The sequence below is a fragment of the Bradyrhizobium nitroreducens genome, assembly GCF_002776695.1.
Lineage (GTDB): Bacteria > Pseudomonadota > Alphaproteobacteria > Rhizobiales > Xanthobacteraceae > Bradyrhizobium > Bradyrhizobium nitroreducens.
Map to the genome: position 1 here is coordinate 4,243,461 of NZ_LFJC01000003.1, position 20,739 is coordinate 4,264,199.

21 protein-coding genes are annotated in these 20,739 nt (G+C 56.0%); 18 read left to right on the forward strand and 3 right to left on the reverse strand.

What is annotated here, in order from left to right:
* Positions 1-7: 7 nt before the first annotated feature.
* From TSA1_RS20440 to TSA1_RS20465, 6 genes are all read left to right on the forward strand, one after another.
* On the forward strand, positions 8-1,477 hold the full coding sequence (locus tag TSA1_RS20440) for an SAVED domain-containing protein (protein ID WP_145984345.1): 1,470 nt from the start codon (positions 8-10) through the stop codon (positions 1,475-1,477).
* A 23-nt stretch (positions 1,478-1,500) separates the two neighbouring features.
* Positions 1,501-2,541 (forward strand): TIR domain-containing protein, encoded by a 1,041-nt coding sequence (locus TSA1_RS39205; RefSeq protein ID WP_148666863.1) that lies wholly within the window; start codon positions 1,501-1,503, stop codon positions 2,539-2,541.
* A 214-nt stretch (positions 2,542-2,755) separates the two neighbouring features.
* Entirely contained in the window at positions 2,756-3,319 is a 564-nt protein-coding gene (locus TSA1_RS20450; protein WP_145984346.1) for a hypothetical protein, read from the forward strand.
* A 38-nt stretch (positions 3,320-3,357) separates the two neighbouring features.
* Complete coding sequence (locus TSA1_RS20455; RefSeq protein WP_100177910.1) at positions 3,358-3,747, forward strand: helix-turn-helix domain-containing protein; 390 nt, start codon at positions 3,358-3,360, stop codon at positions 3,745-3,747.
* A 376-nt stretch (positions 3,748-4,123) separates the two neighbouring features.
* Positions 4,124-4,447, forward strand: a complete 324-nt coding sequence (locus tag TSA1_RS38940) for a DUF3768 domain-containing protein (protein WP_145984347.1) — start codon at positions 4,124-4,126, stop codon at positions 4,445-4,447.
* 228 nt (positions 4,448-4,675) lie between these two features.
* Positions 4,676-5,917 (forward strand): hypothetical protein, encoded by a 1,242-nt coding sequence (locus tag TSA1_RS20465; protein WP_100177912.1) that lies wholly within the window; start codon positions 4,676-4,678, stop codon positions 5,915-5,917.
* A gap of 46 nt (positions 5,918-5,963) precedes the next feature.
* Here TSA1_RS20465 and TSA1_RS20470 read toward each other — a convergent pair whose 3' ends face one another.
* Entirely contained in the window at positions 5,964-6,380 is a 417-nt protein-coding gene (locus TSA1_RS20470) for a hypothetical protein (RefSeq protein WP_100177913.1), read from the reverse strand.
* Positions 6,381-6,455: 75 nt separating this feature from the next.
* Between TSA1_RS20470 and TSA1_RS20475 the strand changes: the two genes are divergently transcribed.
* Both TSA1_RS20475 and TSA1_RS20480 read left to right on the forward strand, forming a co-directional pair.
* A complete protein-coding gene (locus TSA1_RS20475; protein WP_100177914.1) occupies positions 6,456-6,707 on the forward strand; it encodes a type II toxin-antitoxin system HicB family antitoxin in 252 nt (83 codons plus the stop codon).
* 1 nt (position 6,708) lies between these two features.
* Complete coding sequence (locus tag TSA1_RS20480; RefSeq protein WP_100177915.1) at positions 6,709-6,936, forward strand: type II toxin-antitoxin system HicA family toxin; 228 nt, start codon at positions 6,709-6,711, stop codon at positions 6,934-6,936.
* 36 nt (positions 6,937-6,972) lie between these two features.
* On the opposite strand, the gene TSA1_RS20485 is transcribed toward TSA1_RS20480, so the two are convergent.
* Positions 6,973-7,284, reverse strand: a complete 312-nt coding sequence (locus TSA1_RS20485; RefSeq protein ID WP_100177916.1) for a hypothetical protein — start codon at positions 7,282-7,284, stop codon at positions 6,973-6,975.
* 721 nt (positions 7,285-8,005) lie between these two features.
* On the opposite strand from TSA1_RS20485, the gene TSA1_RS20490 reads away from it, so the two are divergent.
* The 5 genes from TSA1_RS20490 to TSA1_RS20510 all read left to right on the forward strand — a co-directional run bounded on the left by TSA1_RS20490 (position 8,006) and on the right by TSA1_RS20510 (position 13,496).
* The gene (locus TSA1_RS20490) at positions 8,006-9,277 is read left to right on the forward strand and encodes a type IV secretory system conjugative DNA transfer family protein (protein WP_100177917.1); all 1,272 of its coding nucleotides are present in this window, start codon (positions 8,006-8,008) and stop codon (positions 9,275-9,277) included.
* Between the two features lie 74 nt (positions 9,278-9,351).
* Complete coding sequence (locus TSA1_RS20495) at positions 9,352-9,873, forward strand: hypothetical protein (RefSeq protein WP_100177918.1); 522 nt, start codon at positions 9,352-9,354, stop codon at positions 9,871-9,873.
* Positions 9,870-12,155: a type IV secretory system conjugative DNA transfer family protein gene (locus TSA1_RS20500; protein WP_100177919.1), complete on the forward strand. Its 2,286-nt coding sequence runs from the start codon at positions 9,870-9,872 to the stop codon at positions 12,153-12,155. Before TSA1_RS20495 ends, TSA1_RS20500 begins: the two co-directional genes overlap by 4 nt.
* Before the next feature lie 106 nt (positions 12,156-12,261).
* Complete coding sequence (locus TSA1_RS20505; protein WP_145984348.1) at positions 12,262-13,311, forward strand: hypothetical protein; 1,050 nt, start codon at positions 12,262-12,264, stop codon at positions 13,309-13,311.
* A gap of 5 nt (positions 13,312-13,316) precedes the next feature.
* On the forward strand, positions 13,317-13,496 hold the full coding sequence (locus TSA1_RS20510) for a C2HC-type zinc finger protein (protein ID WP_161497251.1): 180 nt from the start codon (positions 13,317-13,319) through the stop codon (positions 13,494-13,496).
* A 56-nt stretch (positions 13,497-13,552) separates the two neighbouring features.
* Here TSA1_RS20510 and TSA1_RS20515 read toward each other — a convergent pair whose 3' ends face one another.
* Positions 13,553-13,801 (reverse strand): hypothetical protein, encoded by a 249-nt coding sequence (locus tag TSA1_RS20515; protein WP_145984349.1) that lies wholly within the window; start codon positions 13,799-13,801, stop codon positions 13,553-13,555.
* Between the two features lie 149 nt (positions 13,802-13,950).
* Here TSA1_RS20515 and TSA1_RS20520 point away from each other — a divergent pair, with 149 nt between their 5' ends.
* The 5 genes from TSA1_RS20520 to TSA1_RS20540 all read left to right on the forward strand — a co-directional run bounded on the left by TSA1_RS20520 (position 13,951) and on the right by TSA1_RS20540 (position 20,720).
* The gene (locus TSA1_RS20520) at positions 13,951-14,733 is read left to right on the forward strand and encodes a CHC2 zinc finger domain-containing protein (protein ID WP_161497252.1); all 783 of its coding nucleotides are present in this window, start codon (positions 13,951-13,953) and stop codon (positions 14,731-14,733) included.
* Positions 14,734-15,570: 837 nt separating this feature from the next.
* Positions 15,571-16,386, forward strand: coding sequence for an ABC transporter ATP-binding protein (locus tag TSA1_RS41170; protein WP_100177924.1), 816 nt, complete (start codon positions 15,571-15,573; stop codon positions 16,384-16,386).
* Positions 16,383-17,372: an ABC transporter substrate-binding protein gene (locus TSA1_RS20530; protein WP_100177925.1), complete on the forward strand. Its 990-nt coding sequence runs from the start codon at positions 16,383-16,385 to the stop codon at positions 17,370-17,372. The genes TSA1_RS41170 and TSA1_RS20530 overlap by 4 nt, the downstream gene beginning before the upstream one ends.
* Positions 17,373-17,485: 113 nt before the next feature.
* Entirely contained in the window at positions 17,486-18,133 is a 648-nt protein-coding gene (locus TSA1_RS20535; protein WP_161497253.1) for an ABC transporter permease, read from the forward strand.
* Positions 18,123-20,720 (forward strand): hypothetical protein, encoded by a 2,598-nt coding sequence (locus TSA1_RS20540; RefSeq protein ID WP_145984350.1) that lies wholly within the window; start codon positions 18,123-18,125, stop codon positions 20,718-20,720. The genes TSA1_RS20535 and TSA1_RS20540 overlap by 11 nt, the downstream gene beginning before the upstream one ends.
* Positions 20,721-20,739 lie beyond the last annotated feature (19 nt).

The following is a 20,739-nucleotide window of genomic DNA, read 5'->3' on the forward strand; positions in this document are numbered from 1 at the left end:
GAAGCTAATGGCCAAAAGCCCTTCCGGATCGGCCAATGATAAGGGATCGCTTCTCTCGCCGGACGCGATGGGAGGGATTAATGCTGGGAAGGGCTTTGATTTCCAGACGCGCTACACGGTATGTCACCTACCGATCTGGCTGCAGGATGGCACCTTTCATCAACTCCTCACGGAAGGAACCGGCGACATCGACATTCGCTATGTCGAGGGCGGGAAATCCCGCCGAAAGCACATTCAGACCAAAGACCACGACGTAGCGCCCGCCGAATTCAAGGAGGTCATTGGGGCGTTTCGTAAGTTTGATGCAGATATGCCGGGCACCTATCAGGAATTCCGGCTGGCGTGCCCCAGTCTTTCGCAGCAGATGCGCCCCATCGAGACGGGCCTCTCCCGCTTCCGGAACGCCAAGCCCTTTTACGACGACGAACCTTCGGCACTCGCGCAAACTCAACACGATGTTGGCGAGCGCATGCGGAACATCGGTCTAAATGACGAGGGCATCGCCTTCGTTAATGAGAAAGTCTTCATCGATGTCGGGCATGGCGATCTGGCGCATGATGACCGAGCACTTGATATCTTCATTGGTCGAATGCTTAGCCATCCTGAGTTTGCCAATAAGATTCGAGCGATGGTTCTGCCCGCCTACACTGCACTTTCGAGCAAAATCGGCGCGAGCAAAGGCGTCGTTCTGGACAAGTCGTCGCTCGAAACTTTGCTGCGTTCTGTGGTTCTCGCTGACTTATCCGCAGAAGCTAGTGTTACGCTTTGGGTTCACAACTGGACGAAGGAGGCGTTCACGCCTCCAGCCGACTACGAGGTGGATTGGACGCATCTCTTTGATCGCGGGTCGAGGAAAGTACCGTCACCGGTCGCCTGGACCAATGATCTTGTGCCGCAACTTGATGCGTTGCGGAAACAGATCATGGCGGCGGGTGCCGTGCGTACGATACGGCTCCGCGGAAAATGTGCTCTCTCTACCGGCGTTGCCATAGGCGCGACATTCCCGGCAGTCGGTAGCTGGACGTTCGAAATTCCGCAACCGCCGGCGAAGGATCATTGGCGTTCAGATGCGACGCCCACGCCCGGATACGCCTTGCAGACGGAAATCACGGAGGCCGATCCGGATGGTACCGACCTCGTTCTTGGCTTGAATATCCGGGGTGACGGCCGCACCGATGTCATGCGGTATATCGAGTCCACCGGTCAGGCGCCCAATGCCTTCGTTTTTATGGCGCCCCCGAGCCAGGGAGCGCAATCGATTGGTGGGGACAGCGACGCTGTCGCTATGGCGATGGCCGTTCGGGAGGAGCTTGGTAAGCTGCTGAAGGCTCGTCAGCTTGGTATGACAAGGCTCTTCTTCTATGGGCCGTTCGCGCTCTCGGTGTTCCTTGGCCAGCACCTTACATCGATCGGGAAGATCCAGTTGTTCGAGTATCAAGACCCCAGTTATGTTCCGAGCAGCCTTTTGAAAACCTAACCCCGTTTATCGCATCCCTTCCCATGCCTACCCCTGGAAAACGACCAGAATTGATACGGCTTCAAAAGGCTTTCGAGGACGAGGCCGGGAAGTTTCCTGACCTCTCGCTGTCGATCTTGTATTTCTCGCAAGAGAAAATTCCGACGGATCGAACATTCAGAAAGCCCAATCACCAGATTATGCTCTGGCAGTACTACGGTCAGTACGACGGCTCCGACGATGCAACCGCTCGACTGTACAACAATATGCAAACCAGCAACTTCGCCATGGCTGGATTAAGAGGCTGCCAGTTCTCCTGCTATGCGTTGCTGGAAGGCGAGCCGACCGCGCATTTTATTCGCATGGCACAGCGGGCAGGTAACCTCTTTTCAGAGAAGGAGTGCGACCGGATCAAGACTCAGGCTATCGCCGATTTCACCTCGAACCTCCCTCCGTCAACGACGGGCAAGCCGATATCTTGCAGTAATGCGAACCGCTTGGCGATTTGGCTCAATCATCTCCTGCATCACCTTGGGCGAACGCATCCTCGCTACCTCATGGAAGCAAAGATTGGCGTTGATCCATACGCTGCCTCCCTCTCTGCAATCGATGCGATGCTTACCAAGGCGAAACGTAAATCGCCTGCACCACCGGCGATTGATACACGGCACTTTAGGATTGCGCTTTCATTTCCTGGAGAGCATCGTCCGTTCGTCTGCGCGGTCGCCGACCATTTGAAGAGCGAGCTCGGGAGCGATTCCGTCTTCTATGACAATGACTATGTCGCGGAGTTGGCGCGGCCAAACCTGGATGTACTGTTACAGCGCATTTATCACGACAACTCTGACCTGGTTGTCGTATTTCTGTGTGGTGACTACAACGACAAAGAGTGGTGCGGCCTCGAATGGCGAGCCATACGTGACATCGTCAAGCAGCGCCGCGACGCGACCGTGATGCTCCTGCGCTTCGATCAAGCAGACGTACCGGGCGTGTTTAGCATTGATGGGTACATCGATGTGTCTACATGGACACCGGCCAAAACCGCCGAGGCAATCGTCAAGCGTCTGCGGTCGAATGATGCTTAGCGCTTGCGCGCTTGCCTCGGAACTCAGAGGCTATCGCGCCAGATATCGGCGGGCTGACCGAGACCGTGCACTGGCCTCTGGAAAGGGCCAAGATGGTTCACGGACGAGCGCCGGCGATTGTCGCTTCTCCTCCAGTTCCTTTCTTTGGCCGAGGTGGGGATAACCGGCGAGCCGTGCGTCGAGCCGAGGTATCATCAGTGCAATGGATCACGACATGTCGCGGCAAGCCGCGACCAACCCCCACCAATACACCCTCACCATCGACGAGGCCGCCGTACGCTATGAGCATGCCGGCCACCCCCGCACCATCAGGACCATCCAGCGCTATTGCGCCAAGGGGCATCTCGACTGCCTGCGACAGGAAACGTCGTTCGGCGACAAGTACATGATCACGCCGGAGTCTGTCGCTCGTCACATCGCCCAGATCGCCGAACTTGCAAGCACGACAGGACGCGACATGCCGCGGCCTGCCGCGATAGATGTCGCACGGGAAGATGGGCAAGAGCTGCGGTCGAAGGACCCGCCGACCAGCCCCGACCCGCCGCGGCCGGCCGCGGCCGATGATCGTTACTTGGCGCAGCTCGAAAGCGAAAACGTCTTCCTCAAGTCCCAGATCACATCCAAGGACACCCAGATCGCCGCGTTGCTGGAGCGCGACCACGAGACCAACGCGCTCATCAACGGCTTGCAGCGAATGCTCGGGCCGTTGCTTGGCGCTCCGGACGCTGGCCGACGCGAAGGTCCGCCGCATCAGACCGAAGATCAGGGAAGGGGATAACCGATGGAGCCGCCCGCCGCCGGGCTATAATAGTCTGTATGGATTTCCACTCCGACCGTCACATCAGCGATATCCTCAAGGAGCGCAACATTATCCTCAAGGGCGCTGATGCGGCGACCCGAGGCGGCTTCACCCAAGTCCCAAATTTCCTCCTGAAATCGAAGAAGCTCAGCGCTGGCGACAAGATGGCGTTCGCGATGTTGCTCAGCTATGCTTGGCAAAACGACTACTGCTTTCCGGGCCAGATCCGCCTCGCGGAAGACCTCGGCCTGCACGAGCGTAATGTCCGCCGGCACCTGAAAACCCTCGAGCTGAATGGCCTCCTGACCATCCGGCGCCGCGGCCAAGGCAAGACCAACATCTACGAACTGAACCTCAAGCCGAGCAAACTATGGCCGACCCAGACCGGACAAAAACGCCCGGTCTAGACCGGACAAAACCTACTCCTCTTGAGCGGGCGAAAACGTCCGATCCTCTATTAGTGATACGCATTCAATAAGACCCATTTAAAAATACCCAGTATTCAAAATGCAATTTTCAATTAAGGGAAGGGATGCACGATATAGCAACGCGATCTAACAATGCGTCAGAAAACGGCTCAACGAAGCCCTCGAATGGGCAAATCCTATTTTAGGGCTCAACAGAGCCATATTTTCTGCGTCGGACAATATCCGATTTACGACGTAAGACCACCTCAGACCGACTGAGTTGTCCTTCGCAATACGTCAGAGTAGAATCCAACCTAGGGTCCTCTGCACTAACTAGCACCCGATCGTCGGATGCTAGTTGTGTGGAGGTACCAAGATGGAGAGAAGTTCACGCATCCGAGCGCTCAACGACTCGTTTCGGCAAAGCTTCGTCGGCGGTGTAGTTATGCTGTCCGCTGGCGTCGATCGATTGAGCCCGGCAGCAAAGAGTGCAGTCCTTTCCAAGATCAGAATGTTCAGTGATTTCGCACCGCTCGAATATTCCGACGAACACGACCAGATCAAGATTGAGGTCGGCGGAACGAAGTTCTCGGGCCAGATCGAATATTATACGCGGGATTTGCTTTTTCGATCCGATGATCCCGCAGACAGCGGAAGAACTCTTCGCGTCCTGACCGTGACGAAGGTGGATGAGCATTAGGCCCACCCGTCAGTGGTCAGAAATATCCGCCGGACGAAGTCCGGCGGTACTCTTTGGTTCATCCTGAAAGTCGCTCTGCTCTCTCATCCGAGCCGAGCCCTCTTGTCCGCACGTACAATCGTTGCATTCTACCCCGAGTTGTCGTTAAATTTCGATCAACTTCGTACCGAACGGCAAGGATCTCTCATTCTAACGATGGCAAGCATTCTCGTGGCCTAGGGGGCAACTATGCCGGAGTTCCATTTCGTCATTGAACTTGCAGGATTTGCTCTCGCGCTGGTTAGCGTTGGCTTCGTACTATTTGAAATACGAGCCCATGGACGTCGCGGCGCCCAAGAGCTACGGATCCAAGAAGAGCGTCTGAAATTCGATAATACAAAATGGCAGTTTGAAGCCGAACACATCGGCGCTCAGGCGTCACGCCTCGAAAAATTTGCCTTTCCTTTGGCCGACCGGTTAAAGGACCAACTCAAAGCCGACCCCGAGTGGATCGCCGACGCGCTCAGGCGAAGTGAACTATTTCCATACGAGTCAAGCATCTTCGGTCGTAGGTCCGAGCATTACAAGGAAGAAAAGAATTGCCTCGCTCAGCAGTTTTCCGCTTTGCTCGTTCCGCATTTGGAGCAACTAGCGGAGGTCCATCCAAGAATTTGTCTCATCATTGATTCTGGAACAACTCTTTATCCGTTGTTTGAGCACCTTGGTAAGGCCGTATTAGCGGCAGATCGATCGGCACCGTGGGTTGATAAAGTCGAAATAATTACAAACAACCTGCCCGGGGTCTTCAATCTGATGAGAGCAACAAGGAGCCCTTCGACCACGGATGCGCCACGCGTTCCGATCAAATGTACCGTCGTCGCGGGGCAACTGCTAACGAGTTATGTCGCGGTCACTGGAGAGGACACCCAAACGTCCATAAAAACATTACTTGATGACCGTGAGGGAAGTTACAATATTTCGCTGGTGACCGGCAACTGGGTTCGACTTAGGCGGAAGCACCCTATTTGCCCAATACCTCTTGCGAGAGGTCCCGGCCATCTCGATTTCAAGCAAACTATTATGAACGTTTCGAACGAGAACTATATCATTGCCCCTCTTGGAAAACTCCTCGACATAACTAAAGCGCACGCGGAGCAGCTATTGCGCGCGGAGCAGTTATTAGCCAACTCGCGTGAGAGCTATCACGAGGTCAACACGGAACATCCCGACAGTCCAGTGAGCGTTGACAGTGTACGTCTTGTAACAACGTACCGCGCGAAGGCATCGTCGATCCTCTACAGATACAGTGCCTCAGTAAGGGCGTCGCTTGATCCTGAAAATACAACGCTAAAACGAGAACTAAGAGACATGCGACACGTGTTCGTCTCTTTTGATCCAGAATCAGATGATGTCGATACCCAAAAGGTGAAAGAGTTTCCCCATCCGAACACACACGACACTGAATTTTACAAGCTATTCCTGATCCACTGATACTACGTTACTTCGCTCGGCTCTGTGCATTTCATGGGCAAGAATCTTAATCGATCCAACTATTCCAGCTTGTGCGCTTGATTGTCTCTTCGATAACATCCACGAGCCAGATCTCCAGCTCCGGAAACGCCGATCCGACGCGCCGCCAAGCCATTCTGTACCCAGCAGCGCGTCTCGGAAGCCCCTTGCCGAAATGGGATGGCAACGCAATGACACATTGCGTTGCTCCATCGTTCAAGCGCGAAACCACACGAAAGAAACCTTGGAAGAAGTCTATCGACCAGGCTAGCCCCGAACTCTTGAACGAAACAACTTCGATCTTGATTTTCTGACCGCCCGTTGTCGCGATCACATCGCATCCCGTCTCGCCATTTCCGAGCTGTCTAGAAAGCTTGTATCCGAGGCCCTTCAATTCCCTTCTTAGAACTCTCTCGACACGATCGCTGCTAACGACTACCGCCATGTCCTTCCTCGCAGGGCAACACTCTTTGAATCTAGGGAGCTTGCAAACCACGGTATGCTATAATGGCTTGTCGGTATGAGGATCACCAGCCGCACATACACCCTGTCGATCGAGCGTCACGACAACGGATACCTTGCCTTCTTCCCGGCGCTCCCGGGCTGCCATACCTGGGGCCGGACTTTTGAGGAGGCGGTCAAACATGCCGAAGAGGCTTTGGCGCTGTATCTCGAAACCCTCGACGAGCTAGGCAAGACAATCCCCGAAGAAAAGGATATCAGCCAACCGGTGTCTTTGGGCGTAACCGTTCGGGTGCCCGTCATCGCCTAGTATGTTCGCAAGGCTCCCGGGGGTCCGGGCGACAGAGCTGGTCAAGGCACTTGAAAAGGCAGGCTTCGAAGTGATCCGGCAGAAGGGCAGCCACATCACCCTGCACAGCTTCCGAACGGAAAGAACGACGTTGGTCCCGATGCACCCCGGCGACTTCCCGCGCTGGCTGCTCAAGAAAATCATCAAAGATGCCGGACTGACAGAAGAACAATTCCGGCACTTTTTCTAGCCCAATATTTTCAGCGGCCCCCGGCCACAGGCCGGGTCACGCTCTATCACGCGGCAGGAGCCGCGCGACCGAGCCCCGCGAAGGAGATCGCGGGTCTCGGCCCTCCGGGTCACGATCGTTGCCGCTCGCCATACGCTCAGCAGCCCAATCGAAACATTCGACCTTCGTCGCCATCGCTGAAAGCAATCCACAAGGGCGGCCGAACTTCATGGTCAGGCCGCTGACCTCCGCTACAATGTTTGAATGGACATGGATGAAGACGAAAGTCCGGTCGTCGGCGAGCAGAAGCCAGGCACGGCCGAAGACCAATTCGATGATGATCTCATGCGCGACCTGGAGCGGCGCCAATCGTCGTCATCACAGTAACCCCGTCCAACATACTCCCCCACTTACCACCCCACATACGGCATGTGGTCCCGGCATGTGGTGCGCCGTTCCCAATTCCCCATACAATTCAACAAATTCCGCACACACAGCCCGTCGACCTTACGGCACGACTCCAATAGGCTTCACTCCGCCTCACCGGCTGCGTGCTCCACCCACTCGTTCATGGTGTCCCCTGACATTCGCTCCTCACTGCCTGCTCAATAATATGAGACAGGCAGATATCGTCGCTTCATGGGGGACACACATGAACTCGGGGAATCCTATTGGAGTCGTGCCCTTTCGGGCAACGACGGGACTGTGTGGCGGAGCATTCCACTGTGAGACGGCTCCGCTCGAGCGGTCTTAAGCACGCGAACTATTCGTACAACGAATCGTTCGCGTCCAATTTTCACTTTCACAATTCCAGCTTTTGCGGTTTGCGAATTTTCGGTTTTGCGCTTCTGAACTTTTGAACGTCGCAAAGATCACTTTTCGATCTTTCAAACTTTTTGCATTGTACAATGTCAGTGGGGCCACACCGTTGTGGCCGGGGTAGATCCCTGCGAGCGGGCGCCGGCCACCAGCCGTCGCGGCGAGCGTAGTGTCGTCCGGAGAAGGCAGGCGAAACTCCTCCGGAGCATGGGGATAATCGTCGGCCCGGGGCAATCCCCTGCCCTGCACGACGCAGGGCTCCCCTCTGGCCATGACTTCCGAACACATCACAATCGGCACGGCGACACGTGGGCTGTCTCTGAAGATGCCCGTCAACATCGACGCGCTCGCGCGCGATCGGCATACGGTCATCTTTGGCCAGACTGGGACCGGCAAATCCGTCCTGCTCCGCAACATCTGTGCGCAAATCGCTGCCCAATCCGGCGGCCTGGCATTTCTCGACCCTCACGGTGAGAATGCCGAAGCTATCGTTTCCCTCATTCCGGCCGCCCGCGCGTCCGAATTGGTCTACATCGATCTTGCCAATGTCGACGACTTTGTCGGCCTCAACTTTCTCGACGGTGTCCCACCCAAGCGGCGAGCGACCGCCGCCGCCAACATCGTCACGGCGTTCGTCCACATCTGGGGTCGGGAGGCCGTCGGTGATCGATCGCAGGAAGTACTTCGGAACTCGCTGCTGGCATTGATGGAAGCGGGCGAAGCGACCCTGCTGGCCGTACTTCGGTTGTTGCGGAGCGATACCTACCGCGCTCGGATCGTGTCCAAGGTCAAGGACCCATTGGTACGGAGTTATTGGGTCGAAGCGTTCGGAACCTGGGACGATCGATTCCGCGATCAGGTCATCGCGCCGATCAGCAACAAGCTCGATGCCTGCCTGTCGCACCCAGCTCTCCGACACATCCTCAGCCAACCCAGAAACAAAATCGATATCCGCAAGATCATGGACGAGCGGCGCATCCTAATCGCGAACTTGAGCAAAGGCAGCGTCGGCGAACATGCCTGCCGATTGTTCGGCGCCTTGCTGGTGTCCGCCATCACCAGCGCGGCGTTCTCGCGGAACGACATCGCAGAAGATCGAAGAGTGCCATTCGACCTGGTGCTTGATGAATTCAGCTCGGTCGTCACCAGCGACATCACCACCATTCTTTCGGAGGCACGCAAGTACCGCCTTCGATTGACGCTCGCGAGCCAGTATCTTTCCCAGATCCCGGACGACATCCTTGCCGCGGTCTTTGGCAATGCCGGGACCTATATCTCCTTGCGGCTTGGCAGCGACGACGCCCCCGAAATGGCAAACCAATTCGGCATCGAAAGCCAGGCGTTCCTCGACCTGCCGAATTTCACGGCACGGATTCGTCCGCTGGTGGACGGCAATCCGGGTAGCCCGGAATATGTCGACCTGCTCCCGCCGCCTAACCCCATGCACGACCGGGCCGCCCAGCTCATCCGCAATTCTCATGTGCGATTCACTCGCAAGTGCGAAGACGTCGAAGCCGACGTCAAGCGCCTATTTTACGACTAATGCGTATTTTTGATTGACTCCAACCTTCGGTTGAGTCTGATTTTCGGTATCTTCGGGGATGCGGGGGACAAACCATGCGCGTCACAATTGAGCATCGGGAGGAAGCAGTCGGCGTTACCGGGTCGAACAAGGAGTGCTACGTCGACTGCAAAGTGGAGTTCTCCGAAGAGGAGCGCGCCATCATCAAAGAGCGCGACCTCCTCCGCGAGGGTTTTACCGTCAGGACCTCGACGCCGCTCCCAACCCCGACCCAATTCGTAAGCACCGGCGTCCTCCGCGTCGTCGGACGTATCTTGATGATCACCGGCGTCATTCTCGGCATTGCCGGCACCAACTTCGGCTTCCTGTTCTTCGTCGGTATGGGGCTCGAAATCTACGGTTGGGTTCGAATGCGGCGCCAGGACAAGCGCCTGGAAAGCGACGAACAGACCATCACCGTGAAGCAGCTTCTGGCCAATCCCGCCTTCACGGTTCATGCCTGGAACGCCGGATACGCCAAGAGCATCGAGGATGAAATCCGGCAACATCTCGTCGCGCTGAAGGCCCTGATCCAAAACAGCGCCCAGCTCCCGGCCAGCCAGACATTCGAGCTATGAAGATCGGGGATTGGCTGGAGTGGCCGACCAAGTCCACTGACCCGGCCGCCAACGCCGCCATCGCGGTTTTCCTCGGCATCATTATCATCGGCGCGCTGGTGGCGGGCGCGACCATCCTAATTCCTCTCGCATTGGTCGTCGGCATTGCCAAGGGCATTCACTGGTACGTCAACAAGCCCACGCCGACCGATCAGATATTTGCTCAAACCCAGCAGCGCAGCATATCGGCCAATTTCCCCGACACCGACAAGTTCATGGAGGCATACCTCGACCGCTTTATCGACGCCATCCGAGATGACCTCCCCGCTTACCAAGCGTTTCTTCTCATCTCCCAGATCACCGAGGCAATCTACAAGGAAGAGAACCTGAACAATCCCCTGCCGCCACTGCTAGCCGCAAACGCGATCGAGGAGGGCCGTTACCGCGACCAACTCATTGCCCATCAACGCAAGAGTGCCGATGCTCCGCACACGCTCGAAGTCTTCAACTCCACACTCGGCAAGTGCTATCTCGACTTCATAGCCGCGCTACCTTCGATCGCAAAAGCCACCCCGGCCGAATTCGCCAAGTGCGACGAAGTGGAGACCTTTGCGACCTTCCCCCTCATCGACGTGCTGCCGGACGCCGCCCAATTGGTTTGGCCGCTGATCCGCCCGTTCTTCACCCCGGAGGTGGAACAGCTTGGGCTGTTCGCCGCGCTCCGCAAGCAATTCGAACGCAATGTTCACGACGCCTCCGGCGTCGAATATCCCGCCCCGAGCCACAAGCTGATCTTTCCGGACAAATATAAGGGTACACCGCGGCAAATCGTCTCCGCCTATCTCGGCAATACCCCGTTCGAGGCGCTGTTTTACGCCCCTATCCCCTTCTCCATCGGCGACCAGCAAAGATACGAACACACCCACGTCGTCGGTGGCTCCGGGCACGGAAAGACGCAACTCTTGCAACGCCTCATCATCAACGATCTTCAGCGCGAGAAGCCGCCAGCCCTCGTCATCCTGGACAGCCAGGGCGACATGCTGCGCAAGATTCAACACCTAGACCTGTTCGCCACCGGTAAGCCGCTGTCGGAGCGGATCGTCATCATCGATCCCGAGGACGTCGAATATCCCCCGGCCCTCAACATGTTTGACCTGAAGGCGGCACGCCTCGGCGACTATTCGCAGATGGTCAAAGAGCAGATCGAAGCATCGACTATCGAAACATTCAACTACGTATTTGGCGCGCTGGCCGCCGAACTGACCAGCCGCCAAAACACCACCTTCGCCTTTGTGACTCGGTTGTTGCTGTCGATCCCCGGCGCTACCATGCACACGTTGCGCGAACTGTTCGAGGATGGCGCCGCAAGCATCGATGCGAGTCCGTTCGCAGAACATATCCGCAAGCTCGACACCACCTCGCAGGCCTATTTCCAGAATCAATTCTTCACCAAGACGTACTCGCAAACCAAGCAGCAGATTGCGCGCCGCCTTTACAGCGTCCTGCAAGTGCCCGCTTTTGACCGGATGTTTGCCTCCAAGGCGAACCGCTTGGACATGTTCGAAGCCTTGCAAGGCGGCTCGATCGTCTTGATCAACACCAGTAAGGCCCTGCTCAAGACAGACGCGTCGGCGCTGTTCGGCCGCTACATAATCGCGCGCGTCATTTCGGCCGCATTCGAGCGGATCGCGATCCCAGCGGAAAAGCGCAATCCCGCCTTCCTCATCGTCGATGAAGCCGAGGAATATTTCGACGAGAACCTAGAAACCCTGTTATCGCAGGCCCGCAAGTTCAAGGTCGGCGTGCTGTTCGCCCACCAGCACCTCGATCAGTTGACCCCTGCCCTCCGCGCCTCGGTCGCCGCCAATACGTCCATCAAGTTTGCCGGCGGCGTATCCGACAAGGACGCACGCGCTCTTGCATCCGACATGCGGACAACGCCGGACTTCATCACAGGCATGGCCAAGCGTGCTCGCTCGACCGAATTCGCCTGCCACGTCCGCAACTATACCGCCAGCGCAGTCCGGCTCACCATCCCATTTGGCGCTCTGGAGGCCGCACCCACCATGTCGTCCGATGAGGCCGCAGATCTCGTCATGCGAAATCGAAAGCGGTACGCGACTTGGCCCGACCAGCCGCGGCCGGACCCGGCCAACCCCGGCACACCACTGTCGGACGCGACACCAGAACGGTCACTGTTGACGGCGGGTCCAGAGGAAAAGGCGACCGCGGCGAGCAGCGAAGGCGACGATGGGACAAAGAAGACAGCGACCGATCCGGACAAGAAACGATGGCCGATGTGATGTAAAATATTTGCTGTGAACACTACGCATCACGGTTGTCCATTGCATCCCTTAGCTTCGTTTCCCGAACGTTTTCTTCGCGCCGGTCTTCCGGCACACCATCACTATGGAGCCTCGAACTGACCGCCAGCGCCGACCGCGCAACCGAGCACAGAAGACCACCGGCGTCCTGGTCCGAACCGACCACGATGCCCGCGGGATTGCCGAACCGTTGGAGCGCTATGGCGAGTTGCTGACCTGCCAGATTGTTGCCCTCTACAATGCAATCCATGATCTACCGCCGCGCAGCGCCCATACCTTGGCGCGGCTGAAGCAGCTCTTCCATGAATCGGAAGGATTGCCCGCCACCAGCAAGATCCTGCTGCGGCCTGACTACCAATGGCGCTACGGCTACAACCACCAGACCATCTATCGCCGTGCCATGGGGACCAGCCGCCTGCTCCATGCCAAGGGCCTGCTCGACCCCATGATGATGCGCTGGGCCAACACCACGCGCGTCGTGCAGCTTTCCGACGATCCCCGCCAGGAGCCGTCCGACCACGATGCCGGCCTCTCGCTAGTGATGTCGTCGATCGAGATCGGCGTTAGGCGCAAGGCCAATCTCCGCTTCATCAGCCATCTCGAGATCCTACGCCATGCGTCGAGCGAAGCGCAGAATGCCCAAAGCCCACTCTCGATTCCCCTGCCGCAATTGCGGCACACCTTCCCCGACGGCAAGTCCATTGTGCTTGCCGACGTTCACGTTAAGCCGGACGCCATGTTCGGTATCGGATATGAGCGCGATCACAAATTCTTCGCGCTGGAATTCGATCGCAGCACCGAGGATGTCGAGCCGACCAAGAATTTGCAGCGAGCGTCGTGGCTGCGGAAAATTCTTTCGTATTCCTCCGCCTCAGTGAAGCCGAAACCCGTCTACCAAACCTATCTAAAAATTCCGAATCTGCTCGTGCTCTGCGTCTTCTCGGATGCCACCCGTATGGCGCACGTCATGCGCCTCACCAAAGCGCACGCGATTTATCCGGCTCAATTTCTATTCAAGGCGATTCCCCCCGTCGATCCGCTCTTGAATGCCACCACGCTGCTCCACCTCGCATCGGAACCATGGCAGCGGATCGGCGGCGCCTTCAACCTCTTAACGGCTGAAGAAGGGAGGTGAATAATTTGGATATCGATACCCAGATCGCCCGCGTCAAAGACCTCATCGCCAAACGCGAAGAGATCGACACCGAGCTGTCCTCAATCCTGGGCGTCACGCCGAAAGCTCGGAAGCCGCAGCGATGCTCGAACTGCAACGAAGAGGGCCACAGCGCCCGCACCTGTCCGCAATTGCAGGCACAATAAAGAGTGAGGGCTGGCCCACGGGCCAGCCCTCGTTTCGATGCGCCGCATAAGCGATATTATTCGTCCGGCGGACCATCGCCCTCCGGCGGCAACGGCGGAAGCAGGATCAACGTCCCGTCCCATTGCCCGACGGGCAGCGTGTTGAGCTTCACCGAGAAGCCCTCCTCGCCGTTCTTCCGTTCGAAGGCGACGCCGACCGTGACCCAACGCCCGCGATTGTTGGAATCCGGCGCACGAACCACGAACTTCACTTCACGCCTTTCCTGCGGCTGTCCCGAACGCCGCGAGATCGAAGCATCTGCCATGATGCACTCCCTTCTCCCGCAGCTTGAAGTGCGGGTGCGAACGTCGCGCGTATCTGCGCCATCCGCACCCGCACTCCAGTCCTATCCCCAAGTGTACCAAGCCCTTCCAAAACTGCATGTCAAAATGGTCGCAGGAAAGGAGGCTCACCATGAGCACGTTCGTTGACTTCAAGGACCTCAAGACCCGCGTCAAGATCGAGCAAACCATCGCCTGGCTCGGCCTGCAAATGCGACAGCACGGCGAGCAGTATCGCGGCCCCTGTCCGGCCTGCAAGCAGGGCGGAGACCGCGCTCTCGCCATCAATTCCGGCAAGGAGAGCTACTACTGCTTCTCCCAGAAAAAGGGCGGCGACGTGATCGCTCTCGTCGCCCACCTGCGCGGCGTGACCCAGAAGGATGCCGCCGCCTATCTCGACCAGCAATTCGGGAACAGTGCACAGTCTCACGGTGACGCTGTGCACAGTTCCCGGAACAGTTCCCCCAGCCCCCCGGCTCAGCAAGGTCGGGAGCTAAAACCCCTCGACTACCTCGTCTTCAACGAGGCAGTCGAGGGCCTGGGGTTGTCGGAGGCCACCTGCAAGGCTTGGGGCGCCGGCTATGCCCCAAAAGGCATCATGCGCGGACGGCTCGCGATCCCGATCCATGACCGCGGCGGCACCTTGCTCGCCTATTGCGGGCGCAGCGTCAAAGGCGAGAGCCCGACCCTGATCTTTCCCAACGGCTTCGACCCGCACAGCGTCATCTTTGCCGCCGAACGGGTCCAGCCAGGCCAGCTCTGCCTGGTCCGCGATCCACTGGATGTCCTCACCGCCTATGAACAAGGGGTGGAAAATGTCGTTGCGTTCCTCACGGACGACATTTCGGCGCAGCAGCTCGAAATGTTGGCGGCGCTCATGGACGAGAAGAAGTGCGACAGCGTGGAATTGTACTGATCGCCAGACCTCGTACGAACCAAGCCGAGCACGCCGTTACCGGACGGCGCGGATGTGTGTCTCTTTCGGAGCCGGTCAGTGGCGCGTATTCTGCCGGAGTTCCCAACAGTGCGATCTAACAGCCCGCGTTTGCGCGGGCTGCTTTCTTGCAGTGCACATCACCCCGCAACGCCGCATTTTGCAATGACAAGACCCGAGAAGCCGCGCCCGCTTGCGCACCCCGAAAGACAATTCGATCCAATGCGCATGGCAGTTCGCCGAGTCGTCGGCGTGCTTGCCACGGCACCGTAGCCACATCACCACTGCCGTCCCCACACAATCTGGAGAAGCGAAAAGGCGCCTGGTGCTCTTGGAAGGCGCTGTTGCCCGCGACCGAGGCCAAGCCAAACAACCCTCACGGGTCGAAAGCGCGCGCCCACATGACGATCACACGCGAGCTTACGCGAGAGGCGGCTCAGCGACTCTGCCGGAAAGTAACCGCCTGGCTTGCGCTTCGGGAAACACGTTCTGCCTATAAATCGCGAGCCATCATGATGGTTGACGAACGACCGATTGTGCAATGCAAGCCCCCTTGTCGGCTATCCAGGAATTGATGACCTAGGGTAGGGCCAAATCCCCTTAAACCGCGAACTAAACCGCGGGGATGGCGTCACGCAGCCTGAGCATTGATTGTTCGAGGATCGAAACTCTTACTTGCACGGAGCCCCCCGCATGGTAGGCTCAACCCAGGGTCGAGATACACCCTCCTGGGCGAGTATGTGTGTTATTCTCTTCGACACCGCCGTTGCGATGTGAATTAACCGGTGACTTCTACCATGTAATTTTTTGACCCCTTCTATGAGTAACCTTCTTGCCTCAGCGCCGACCAAGTCGAACGAGTCCTCGCTCGGCTCGGTAGTGCTCGAAGATATATTATTCCAATACAATTCCCCTCAGTTTGCCCTCTCGATTCCCACCCTCCGAATTCATCGAGGTGAGGCCGTTTCGATTATTGGCCGATCAGGCGTCGGAAAAACGACTCTCCTCTCGCTTATCCTTGGGTTAGTTAAGCCGGACCACGGCAAGATTGCTATTGAAGGTGATGCTCCACTCGCGGCTCGTCGAGGTGGAGCATTCGGTGTTGCATTTCAGAATCCTGTATTGTTGCCTTGGCTAAACATATTCCAGAATGTCACCTTGCCATGGCGGTTGAGAGGAGTCCCCGCCGACCTGGAAAGGGCCGAAGCACTGCTTGCGGGGGTTGGACTCTGGAAGTATCGGCATGCATATCCCGGCGATTTGAGTGGTGGAATGCGAAGTCGCGTCTCGCTAGCTCGAGCGCTAGCGTGCGCTCCCCCCATATTCGTGCTGGATGAACCATTCTCAAGCTTGGACGAGTTTACTCGCACGCAGATGGCTATCTTGGTATCGTCGCTGCAAGCTGCTTCTAAATCGACGATGATTTTCGTAACGCACAATATGACCGAGGCGCTGCTGATTTCGGATCGTATAGTACTTCTAGGTCGACCGAGAGATTCCACGAAGCCCGTTTGCATCATCAATGAGTTCAGTGCGGCATTTCGAAATCAAACATCTAGCATTACGAGCTCCGAAGCATTCAGGAGGATGCTTGCCGAGCTCGCAGCCTGCTTCAGTGATGAGGAGGGGATATGAACAGACGACTGATTGCGACAATTGCGGTTATACTCTTGATTGCCGCATCGATTTTTTGGCTTTTTCAATTCCGTCAAAGAACCGAGATTACAAACCTAACGCGAGTTTCCCTTAGGCTTCAGTGGCTCGATCAGGCTCAATTCGCGGGATTCTACGTGGCCGCCGCCAAGGGTTTCTACAAGAAACGCGGCCTTGACGTTGAAATCAATCCAGGCGGCCCTGATTTTAACGCGATGACACTCGTCGCTTCCGGTAGCGACACATTCGGAATCTGGACAGGGGATCAGATCGCCCTAGGAATGTCAAAAGGCCTTCCGCTCGTTCCGATCGCCGCTATTTTCGATCAAAGCTTGGCAGCCTTCATGGTCAAGGCTGATTCCAGCATCCGTTCTCCGAAGGATTTTGAAGGTCACACCGTCGGGATGTATTACGGTTACGACACGGAGACGATCTACCTGGAGTTGCTGAAGAGATTCGGAGTCGATCGAACGAAAGTGCGAGAGACGCCCGTTCAGTTTGATCTTGGTCGTTTCTTCACGGGGGACGTTGACGTTTGGCCCGCGTACGTTATCAACCAACCAATCGCCGCTGAGCAAAACGGCATTAAAGTGCGCTTACTGACTCCCAAGCAGTACGGGATCAAGTACTACTCGGATGTGCTGTTTACGCGCAGTGACTACCTGCAAAAGAATAGCGAAATTGTATCGGCCTTTTTGAGCGCGACGGTTGAAGGCTGGACTTACGCATTGGCTCACCGCGACGAAGCGACAGATATCGTGATGGCGCGCGCGCCCAACCTCAATCGTGAGCAGCAACGCAAAATGCTCGATGTCGTTGGAGAGTACCTAAACTTGAAGTCGAATTCTAAATTTCTTCTCGATCCGGCCACCTGGCAATCGATCGAGTCTCTTCTCACAAATCAAGGATTGCTCAAACAAACCGTACCGATTCCTGAATTGATTCGCGGCAACGACGTGTCTCGATAGCCATGCCCCCCTTACTTCTGGTGCTCAGACGCTCTGTTGTAACGGTGGGAGTTCTCGGCGGTTTATGGCTGATCCTAAATCAATGCGTTCCGACATATCTATTCCCGACGCCCATGGACGTCTTAATTGCGATAAGGGATTCAGGACAGACTCTCCCGAAAGATGTCGCAATTACTTTCCTCGAAACATTTTTTGGACTCGTCTTGGCGACTGCATTCAGCCTCACACTTGCTCTCGCATTTTACTTCTCGTGGCCAATCGAAGACGTCCTTATGCCTTATGCCGTAGCTCTAAAATCAATTCCCGTCGTTGCCATGGCTCCGCTACTCGTTATCTGGACTGGGAACGGCATCGTTGGCAAAATTGTGCTTGCCTCGATTGTCTCATTTTTCCCATTATTGATCGGGTTTAGGGATGGGTTGCACTCAAAGCCAATTGAGTTAGATCACGTTGCCCAAGTGTGGGCAAAATCAAAACTTCGAGTGCTTCTCAATATTGATCTGCCTCTCTCCATTCCGAGCGCGTTATCCGCACTCAAGATTGCAGCGCCACTGAGCCTCGTAGGCGCGGTAGTGGCTGAATTCTCAGGTGCGAACTCCGGTCTGGGACACGTGGTTATCATCGCCGCCTATCGTGCCGATGTTGCTTTGCTGTTTGCCGGCGTGATTGTTGTGTCCCTCTTGGGAATTCTGATGTTTCAAGTTGCAGTAGCAGCAGAAGTCGCCACCCTGAAAGCTATGAGGATGTCGCGTGCTGACTGAAAGCACCCTCGGAAATACGATAAGGAACGTTGTCAGCTTCTTAGTCGGACAACGGGTTATCTTTCACTTGGCTTCCACCAAACTATTGCCGCAACAGAAGGCGTGCATCTGGCGCGAGCATCTCCCGGATCGGTTTTCTGCGCAATCGGAGAATAGCTTGCATGGTTCAATTTGGACGACCGCAGATATCATCTACAGCCTAGCCAAAGCTGCATCCGGCAGAGAATACTTTTCGGCTGAGCAATCTAGTTCGATTGATAGAGAACTCCACGGTTTCTTTCAACTCGCAGCAGTTTCTCTCTTGGCGTTCGACGACAGAATCAGGGAACGCGCAAACGAAGAGTTTATGATTGTTACCGAGTCAATCGTCAGGGGCGTTTATAACGAACAGTCCCCCTTAAAGCGGGCGCTACGCATAACTGTCAAAGACATCCAAAGCTATGTTGGTATGCCGCGGTCGGTCGTTATTGATACGGACGGGGACGCTATGAGCGGCACCCACCTTGAATGGGGAACTGCAAATCTTGCCGTAACCGCTGTAGTTTGTCGCTCCTTGAGAGAAATCATCATCGCGAAGTTGATCCAAGATGTCACGCTTGAAGAAAAGGCGAAGCAGTTTCTGAGAAATATGACAGCCTACGTATCTCGTGCCGATCTCTCTCTTCTTCGTACCGCGATCCGTCAAACAGAAATCAGCGAACGGGAAGCCGACGTGCCGGCGTTCATCACGAACTTGCAAAGCAAGTACCAGAAATTGGCAAAAGAGAGCACGGAAAAATATGGCCTTATTGGTCTGAGCTCAACGATTAACATCGCGGCGCAGGAAATTAGCCTTGGTCGCTACCTGCGTGAAAAGCTTTCCATAGGCGATTTGCCTAAGGGAATCATTGGGTGTCTCTGGCCGTGCAAAGCTTCATGTGGATGGTCCTACTCCTCCCAAAACCATGTCACTGAGACGGATGCCACTGCAGCTCTTCCTGCCCTGGAAATCATCGCTTATGGGCTGGAACTGGGAGGAGATCCTGGCAACTTACTTAAGGTGGCCGAAATTGGAATGGCTGATTTTCGCCGAGAGCTCGCCAAAAAGGCCACCAACGGAAAATTCGAAGAACTCGGAAACGACCTGACTCTGTCAAAGAAATGGTCAATTGAATTCTTGGCGCGAAATGTTGTGTACCTGGCGCAAATCCTGACGGTTCAAGCCACCGCGCCACTGCACCCCATGATCTACGAATGTTTCGAATGTTTGTACTCTGCGCTGCTAATTAGGACATACCAGACCACGGTAGAAAATCGCACATTGCCATTCGAGGCGATCCCACAGGAGTTCGTTTCCGGCAACGAATTTGCTCACGCGCCTGGAGTCGATATTGGCTTTGTTACTTTTGCTCTGTTGATCGGACGCGGGCGATTCAATGCCCAGGCGGCACGAAATAACTATCGCAAATTTGGCGAATACTTTGAGAGGATTGTTGGCAAGGGGGCCGATGGACTTATTGAGTTGCCTGTTGGTCTGCCAATTTTTGCAACAATGGTAGATCATGTGCGCGCCAGGGTAATAACGGACTACGAGGAAGACGAAATCGCCAAGGCCTTGCGTGATTCGAAGCCGAATGGGTTGCTAGGGAAGCCTATTGTTGGCGCTTTTCTTTCAAGCTACAGCGATCCGAAGGGCGGCGAATACACCCCGAAGGTATACACGTGGGCCACGGCACACGCTCTATTGGCGCTTATGGAATGGTCTCGACAGCGAGGTGGAGAGAACAAAATTGTCGAGCAACTGAAGGAGGCGCAGGCGAACCTCGATCACAATGTGGCCCGTGCAAACCTGCTTAGCGACTTTAGCGGTTACATTGCAGGCTACGGATATCCAGCTACCAACGGCGGAAGACGCTTTGACGCATGGAATGGAGTTCTGCTTCTTATCATCAACTTTCCGCTCGCGGCTTTTGTCTATTTCTACACCGGCCATTTTTTTTCCTCGTTCTCTTCCCATTCGGGGGCGGAGCTCGCTGTACTCGCCACGGCATTTTGCGCTCATTCTGCCTTTCTGATTCGCCAATTCAGGTGGCTGTGGGCCGCAACAGTCGAAATCGACGAGGCTTTGAAGGCCGGATGGTGTTCGGTCCTGAAAAACGAGTGCGCCATGAACAATCACGGCGAATGTGCATTCGGTGGTAAGGAGAGGTGCTCTTTTTCGCTGGAAGGCGAGAAAACCTTAGCGGCCCTTCTCCGGATTTATCTTGGCTTGTACTTCTTCGTAGCCCTGGTCGTTTTCGCCGCGGGTTGGGCAGGACTGGACGCCGTTAAAGATATAGTCCTCGCTGTGGCGAAAAGCATGATAACCTATATCATAGCAGCTCTTTTCGCGATCGTCGTGCTCATCTCCGGCGGTTTTCGCCTGATAAGAGCTGCAGTTCCACCGTCAGCCCCTTTGTCGCCGACACTCGCGTTTTTGGCACTTCTGGCTCGGTCGTTTCGTCTCTTTTGGCAACTACTAAGAGGAACGAATAAGTTACGCTTATTCATAGATAGGGTTAAGGACAATCGCACGGCAACGCCCGTTACGGAACGCGGTGGAGTTTGAAGCTCTTGTTAGGCGGGAT

Excerpts from the sequence above, each read along its gene's own strand:
- TSA1_RS20500 (WP_100177919.1), top strand. The coding sequence starts at position 9,870 with ATGAAGATCGGGGATTGGCTGGAGTGGCCGACCAAGTCCACTGACCCG.
- TSA1_RS20440 (WP_145984345.1), top strand. The coding sequence starts at position 8 with ATGGCCAAAAGCCCTTCCGGATCGGCCAATGATAAGGGATCGCTTCTC.
- TSA1_RS20505 (WP_145984348.1), top strand. The coding sequence starts at position 12,262 with ATGGAGCCTCGAACTGACCGCCAGCGCCGACCGCGCAACCGAGCACAG.
- TSA1_RS39205 (WP_148666863.1), top strand. The coding sequence starts at position 1,501 with ATGCCTACCCCTGGAAAACGACCAGAATTGATACGGCTTCAAAAGGCT.
- TSA1_RS20480 (WP_100177915.1), top strand. The coding sequence starts at position 6,709 with ATGTTCGCAAGGCTCCCGGGGGTCCGGGCGACAGAGCTGGTCAAGGCA.
- TSA1_RS20475 (WP_100177914.1), top strand. The coding sequence starts at position 6,456 with ATGAGGATCACCAGCCGCACATACACCCTGTCGATCGAGCGTCACGAC.
- TSA1_RS20495 (WP_100177918.1), top strand. The coding sequence starts at position 9,352 with ATGCGCGTCACAATTGAGCATCGGGAGGAAGCAGTCGGCGTTACCGGG.
- TSA1_RS20520 (WP_161497252.1), top strand. The coding sequence starts at position 13,951 with ATGAGCACGTTCGTTGACTTCAAGGACCTCAAGACCCGCGTCAAGATC.
- TSA1_RS20530 (WP_100177925.1), top strand. The coding sequence starts at position 16,383 with ATGAACAGACGACTGATTGCGACAATTGCGGTTATACTCTTGATTGCC.
- TSA1_RS41170 (WP_100177924.1), top strand. The coding sequence starts at position 15,571 with ATGAGTAACCTTCTTGCCTCAGCGCCGACCAAGTCGAACGAGTCCTCG.
- TSA1_RS20490 (WP_100177917.1), top strand. The coding sequence starts at position 8,006 with ATGACTTCCGAACACATCACAATCGGCACGGCGACACGTGGGCTGTCT.
- TSA1_RS20535 (WP_161497253.1), top strand. The coding sequence starts at position 17,486 with ATGGACGTCTTAATTGCGATAAGGGATTCAGGACAGACTCTCCCGAAA.
- TSA1_RS20470 (WP_100177913.1), bottom strand. The coding sequence starts at position 6,380 with ATGGCGGTAGTCGTTAGCAGCGATCGTGTCGAGAGAGTTCTAAGAAGG.
- TSA1_RS20515 (WP_145984349.1), bottom strand. The coding sequence starts at position 13,801 with ATGGCAGATGCTTCGATCTCGCGGCGTTCGGGACAGCCGCAGGAAAGG.
- TSA1_RS20450 (WP_145984346.1), top strand. The coding sequence starts at position 2,756 with ATGTCGCGGCAAGCCGCGACCAACCCCCACCAATACACCCTCACCATC.
- TSA1_RS20455 (WP_100177910.1), top strand. The coding sequence starts at position 3,358 with ATGGATTTCCACTCCGACCGTCACATCAGCGATATCCTCAAGGAGCGC.
- TSA1_RS38940 (WP_145984347.1), top strand. The coding sequence starts at position 4,124 with ATGGAGAGAAGTTCACGCATCCGAGCGCTCAACGACTCGTTTCGGCAA.
- TSA1_RS20465 (WP_100177912.1), top strand. The coding sequence starts at position 4,676 with ATGCCGGAGTTCCATTTCGTCATTGAACTTGCAGGATTTGCTCTCGCG.